Source organism: Gordonia sp. NPDC003376, from assembly GCF_053589235.1.
The window spans coordinates 545-6469 of the sequence record NZ_JBSFRM010000049.1 but is presented as its reverse complement, the minus strand read 5'-3'; the positions used below and the strand labels follow the sequence as shown (position 1 = coordinate 6469).

General features: G+C 66.0%; 4 protein-coding genes and 1 pseudogene. 1 reads left to right on the top strand and 4 read right to left on the bottom strand.

Annotated elements, in window-relative coordinates:
• From ACWDUA_RS25365 to rplJ, 4 genes and pseudogenes are all read right to left on the bottom strand, one after another.
• A pseudogene (locus tag ACWDUA_RS25365) lies at positions 1-125 on the bottom strand (ABC transporter ATP-binding protein); the annotation flags it as partial.
• 257 nt (positions 126-382) lie between these two features.
• Positions 383-1675 carry a glycosyltransferase 87 family protein gene (locus ACWDUA_RS25360; RefSeq protein WP_449753797.1) on the bottom strand — a complete coding sequence of 431 codons (1293 nt, stop codon included), beginning with the start codon at positions 1673-1675 and terminating at the stop codon, positions 383-385.
• Positions 1676-1845: 170 nt separating this feature from the next.
• Positions 1846-2232: a 50S ribosomal protein L7/L12 gene (gene rplL, locus ACWDUA_RS25355; RefSeq protein ID WP_059038374.1), complete on the bottom strand. Its 387-nt coding sequence runs from the start codon at positions 2230-2232 to the stop codon at positions 1846-1848.
• A gap of 102 nt (positions 2233-2334) precedes the next feature.
• A complete protein-coding gene (rplJ, locus tag ACWDUA_RS25350) occupies positions 2335-2862 on the bottom strand; it encodes a 50S ribosomal protein L10 (RefSeq protein WP_449753796.1) in 528 nt (175 codons plus the stop codon).
• 619 nt (positions 2863-3481) lie between these two features.
• On the opposite strand from rplJ, the gene ACWDUA_RS25345 reads away from it, so the two are divergent.
• Complete coding sequence (locus ACWDUA_RS25345; protein WP_449753795.1) at positions 3482-5629, top strand: CocE/NonD family hydrolase; 2148 nt, start codon at positions 3482-3484, stop codon at positions 5627-5629.
• Positions 5630-5925: the final 296 nt, after the last annotated feature.

Below are 5925 nucleotides of genomic sequence, written 5' to 3'. Positions count from 1 at the left end.
CCGGTACCCGACGGCCCCAGCAACGCACTGACCTCACCCGACGGCAACGTCAACGACACATCACGCCAGATGTTCTGCGAGCCGAACGACTTGGTGAGCCCCTCGACACTGACCTCTACACCCACTGTTTCCTCCCAGACGATCGCTGCCCCCAGTGGCCACCGCGGTGCGATGGCTCACGACCCGGTGACAAGTGTGGCTGGGGTCACTGTATCGGACAGGCCGATACCCGACGGACCTCATCACACCGAACCGTACTCAGCGCGGCCGCGAGGGAAATCTACCAACCGGTAACTTATCCCTCGCGCGATGACCATAGCCGATTGTCGGAGACATGCAAAGTGGGCCGGGAGCCATCCGCCGGGCGTGGGTGGAACAGGCCTCAGGTGGTACCCGTGGTGACCTGCGGCACACCGCCGGAGGTCACGGTGGCAGACGGGACCGCGGGCTCCCAGGCCTGGCGGACGCGCGCGAACGGCAGCCACCACGCGACCGCCAGCACCAGCAGCAGCCAGATCAGCGACGAGTTGCCGTACAGGTTCTCCCACCACGTCCAGTCGAGTTCGCGCAGCTGCGACGACGGCAGGAACAGGGACGGGCCGGGCAGCTGGGCGATCAGGCCGAGGACGCCCAGCGAGAGAAACGCCCGGTTGCGGGCCCGGATGCCGACGGTGAGGAACACCAGGATGAACACCGAGGTCAGCACCCAGTGGTGAATCCAGGCGGCCGGGGTGAGCAACAGGGCCACCGCCCAGGCGGCCAGGAAGCACAGTTCGTACTCTTTGCCCCGGGCCAGATACCAGGCGAGGACCAGACAATAGAGCCCCGCGAGCGCACCCAGCAGCATCCACCACTGGGAACGCTGGTGGTCGGTCATGCCCATCCGGGCCAGCACCCCGGTGATGCCCTGGTTGTAGATGAAGGCGAGACCGCCGATCCGGTCGGGATCGAAGACCGTCTCGGTCCAGTACTTCCAGGAGTCCGACGGATTGATCAGCCAGGCGATCCCGGTGGCGACCACGAAGCCGACGACGACGTTGATCGCCGCACGCCACTGCCTGCGCACGAGGAAATAGACGACGAGGACGGCGGGCGTCATCTTGATCGCGGCGGCGATGCCGACGAGGACGCCGCGATAGGGTTCGGCCCACGCGGGGCGCCTGTCCCACAGCGTGTCGGCGATGACGAGGCCTGCCAGGATCAGGTTGATCTGCCCAAGGTCGAGGGTGATCCGGATGGGTTCGAGTTGCAACGCCACCCCGGTGAGGATCATCGACCAGCCGATCGCGAGGTCACCGCAGCCGACGCGGCGCAGCAGGATGCGGATCAGCCACCAGGTGAGCGCGCAGCCGAGGACCAGGAAGATCACCGACACCAGCCGCACCGGCAGCCAGCTCATCGGGACGAACGAGAGCGCGGCGAACGGCGGATAGGTGAACGGCAGGAGGGAATCGTTGGCCTGGGGCATCGGGCCGTCGTAGAGCGGCTGACCGTGGAACAGGAACTGGCCCCCGTAGCGATAGATCTGCAGATCCACCGGTGGTCCCCAGTACTTGACCGGGCCCACATGCCACAGCCACGGCTGTCCGAAGACGCGGGCGATCGCCAACACGAGCACGACGGCCCCGATGACGTTGATGGCGGTGAACGCCCGGCGGGATACGGCTCCAGTCACGCGTGGTCATGCTAGTCGGGCGTCCTTACATATCCGAAAAAGAGCGTCCCCCCAGCTGAATCGGTCCGATCTCGGGTTCACGCCGGGCGCGGTGCCGGCACAGATGCGAACGAGCCCGGGACGGACGCATCCATCCCGGGCTCGCGAGGTATCGCGAAGTAAGCGCGGTCTTACTTGACGGTGACCTTGGCGCCGGCCTCTTCGAGCTTGGCCTTGGCGGCCTCGGCGGCCTCCTTGTCGACCTTCTCCAGCAGAGCCTTCGGAGCACCCTCGACGAGGTCCTTGGCTTCCTTCAGGCCCAGGCCCGAGACGACCTCGCGGACGACCTTGATGACCTGGATCTTCTTGTCGCCGGCACCCTCGAGGATGACGTCGAACTCGTCCTGCTCGGCAGCAGCCTCGGCGGCGGCGGCCGGGGCGCCTGCGGCGGCAACGGCAACCGGAGCAGCCGCGGTGACCTCGAAGACCTCTTCGAACTTCTTCACGAAATCGCTGAGCTCCAGCAGGGTCAGTTCCTTGAACTGATCGATGAGCTCGTCAGCGGTGAGCTTCGCCATGGTGGCGTCCTTCCTGTATGTCCCGGTCGGGTCAGGCCCCGAATCGGGAGGGGGTTTGTGACTCCCGGCAGGCCGAGAGCGCGTGTGACACCGGTGAGTGGGTTACTCGCCGGCTTCTGCTTGCTGCTTCTCCTGCAGGGCCGCGGCGAGGCGCGCCACCTGCGAGGCCGGCTGGTTGAACAGGCCGGCAGCCTTTGCCAAGTTGCCCTTCATGGCACCGGCGAGCTTGGCCAACAGGACCTCGCGGGTCTCAAGGTCGGCGATCTGTTCGATCTCGGCCACGGACAGCGCACGGCCGTCCATGTACCCGCCCTTGATGACGAGAGCCTTGTTGTCCTTGGCGAAGTTCTTGATCGCCTTCGCGGCCACCACCGGCTCGCCTTCGATGAAGGCGATCGCGGTCGGGCCGGAGAACAGCTCGTCGAGCCCTGCCACGCCCGCCTGATCGGCGGCACGCTTCACCAGGGTGTTCTTGGCGACGGAGTAGGTTGCACCCTCACCGAGGGAGCGACGCAGCTCGGTGATCTGGCTGACGGACAGGCCACGGTATTCCGTGACGACCGTCGCCGTAGCGCCCTCGAACTGCTGCGCGATCTCCGCAACTGCGGACACCTTGTCAGACTTGGCCATACTTCGCCTCCTTCCTCATCACTCGAATTGAGTTGGTCAGAGTTCACATCAGCAGACCGGTCGGGATGCCCGAGATACGACGAACGCCCCGGCACACAGAAAGGCACGGGGCGTACTCAATGCGCGGATGTCACGATGGACATCCGCGATGATCTTCCTCGTTCTCCCTGCGTGGGCCGCCGACTCTCGTCGTCCTTCGATCGGGATCGCTCCCGATGACCAACGGTCTCTGGTTGAACCGATACGACGTACATGTGCACGCCACACCGAGGAGAAAGACTACGCGACGATTGCCGACGGTCCAAATCGGGTCCACTCACAGCCCGATGCGCAGACGCACACCGGGTTCTCAGATCATGCCCGGCGAGACCTATCTGTTCGGATGGTTTCCGGATCCCGCGCAAACCCGTGACCTGCGGCGATACACCCCGTGACCATTTTGAGCACCCCCTGGTTGTCGATCCGATATCTCAAATGCACTACTGTCAGCGCTCAGAGTGATGTGCAACACAAAGTGTAAGGCTGGTTCCAGTAGTTTGGAATCGACACGAAGCGGTGTCACCAGCGTCGATACCCGATCGGCGTGCGGGCGGCACCCTGGGCAGGGTGGTGATGCGCCATGACGTACCAGCTCGACACGCGTTCGGCTGTCGGTGTCCGATTCTCCACCGGGGCTCGCTCCGGTGGAGACATCCCGTCTGCAGGCATCCCGTCTGCAGGCGTCTCCACCGGCGGGACGGCTTCGGTACCTCATTTCGGCACACTCCCCCTCGGCGATCCGACCGGCGGCGCCGACGGCATCCGCTGGCGCGAAGCCGTCGACGGCCCCCAGACCTATCCCCGTGTGGTGATCGATCGCGATGTGACGATCGAGATGAGCGACGGCGTCCGGCTGCGGGCGACTGTGATCCGACCGGCCAACCGGTTCGGCCAGACGGTGCTCACGCCCTACCCGGCGATCATCAACATCAACCCGTACAACCGGGCTTCGGTGGACTTCATCGACGCCACCACCCACGCCCCGGTCCTCGGCAAGGCGGTGCGCAGCGCGTCGTCGTCGATCGACGCCACCGGCACCGCCCTGGCCGGCCTGACCCGGCTGACCGGCACCATCGCCGGCGGTGTGCTCGACGTCTTCGGCATCAACCGCACCCTGGTGCGCAGCGGATACGTGCAGGTCGTCGTCGATGTCCGCGGTACCGGCTCCAGCGAGGGCAAGTGGCAGATCCTCGGTGAGCGCGAACAGCAGGACTCGGTGGAGATCATCTCGTGGGCCGCCGAGCAGGACTGGTGCAACGGCAGGGTCGGCCTGGCCGGCTGGTCGTACTCGGCGATCAACTCGCTACAGGCCGCCGACAAGCGGCCCGCGGAACTCGGCGCGGTGTTCGCGGTCGAGGGATGTGACGACATCGTTCGCGACGTCTACATCACCGGCGGGATGCCGTCGGCATTCATCCCGCTGTGGCTGTCGGCGGTGAACATCCTCAAATGGGTTCCCAATCCGTCCACCTACATGCGGGACCTGGTGCGCGGCAACACCCTACGGTGGTTCCGCGATCGGATCACCTCCCCTGCCACCGAGATGCCGTCACTGCTGTGGGGGTTCCTCACCGCCCGCGACGACCGTATCTTCGACGATCCGTATTTCGACGAGCGCGACCCGCAGATCGACCGGATCGAGGCACCGACGTTCACCGTCGGCGGCTGGCATGATCTGTTCGGCCGCAGCGCGACCGGGGTGTACGAGCGTCTGCGGATGGAGCCGGGACGCAAGCAGATGCTGGTCGGCGACGGCTACCACGCCGACGTCGGCTTCGGTCACGGCGGCCGGTTCTCACCGCCGCGGCTCGACGTGCTCGAGCGTGCCTGGTTCGACCGCTGGCTCAAGGGCCACCGCAACGGGATCGAGTTCTACGGCCCGGTCACCATGCATCAGCAGGGTGGCCAGTGGACGTCGGGTACGTCGTTCCCGCGCGACGGGGTGCGCCCGCAACGGTTGTATCTGGTCGACGACTCGTCGGAGACCGCCGACCACGCGGTGCATGACGGTTCACTGAGCCGCACCCCCGGCCACTCGGCATCGGATCTCCACGTGCGTCCCGACCTGCGCGGCATGGTCTCCCGCGACATGACACAGGTGACCGCTGGCGTGACGATGATGTTCGGCGAGAGGTTCACCGTCGACGCCAGATTCCAGGAACGCGGCGCCCTCTCGTTCACCACCGGCCCGGCCGACGAGGCGGTGACGCTGAGCGGCGCGATGAACCTGCGCCTGAACGTGGCGACCACCGCACACGAGGGCATCTGGGCGGTCACGGTGAATGACGTTGCACCCGACGGCACTTCGCGTGTGTTGAGCAATGGCGCGTTGTCGGCGTCCAATCGGGCGCTCGATCCGTCGTCGTCGACCTACGCCTCGGATGGCAGCCTGGTCGCCGCGCACCACTATCTGTCCCGCAAGCGCAAGATGCCGGTGCCCACCGACGAGCCGGTCCGCATCGACGTCGACCTGGTCCCCACCGATGCGGTGATCGAGCCGGGCCACCGGCTACGGGTGAATGTGTACGCGGCCAGCTTCCCCCGCTATCTGACCGTGGTCCCCGACCTGATCAAGGCCCGTGGCCGACGCCAGCGCCTGGTCCTCGATCCGGCGCACCCCAGCTACCTGACCTTCCAGGCAGCCGGCGCCTTCGCGCACGAACCGAACGCAACCGAGTCCACCGTGTGCCCGTTGCCGATCGAGCAGACCGACCCCATCGGTGGTTGAGCCGGCGACATCGGCCGACAGAGGTTTCGACACGCCTCGTCGCTCCGCTCCTCAACGGCTCAACCACCAATCTCCTCTTGCTGATTGAGCCGGGACCGAGCATCGCGAGGACCCCCGAACGATGATTGAGCCGGGACCGAGCGAAGCGAGGACCCGTTGTCGAAATCTCCGCAACCCACATCGGGTGCGTAACCACCACCAAGACGGTCACGCCGGCGAGCTCGGCCGACAGAGGTTTCGACACGCCTCGTCGCTCCGCTCCTCAACGGCTCAACCACCAACCGCCTCTTGCTGAT

Coding starts and splice junctions, on each gene's coding strand:
- rplL (WP_059038374.1), bottom strand. CDS start 2,232: ATGGCGAAGCTCACCGCTGACGAGCTCATCGATCAGTTCAAGGAACTG.
- ACWDUA_RS25345 (WP_449753795.1), top strand. CDS start 3,482: ATGACGTACCAGCTCGACACGCGTTCGGCTGTCGGTGTCCGATTCTCC.
- rplJ (WP_449753796.1), bottom strand. CDS start 2,862: ATGGCCAAGTCTGACAAGGTGTCCGCAGTTGCGGAGATCGCGCAGCAG.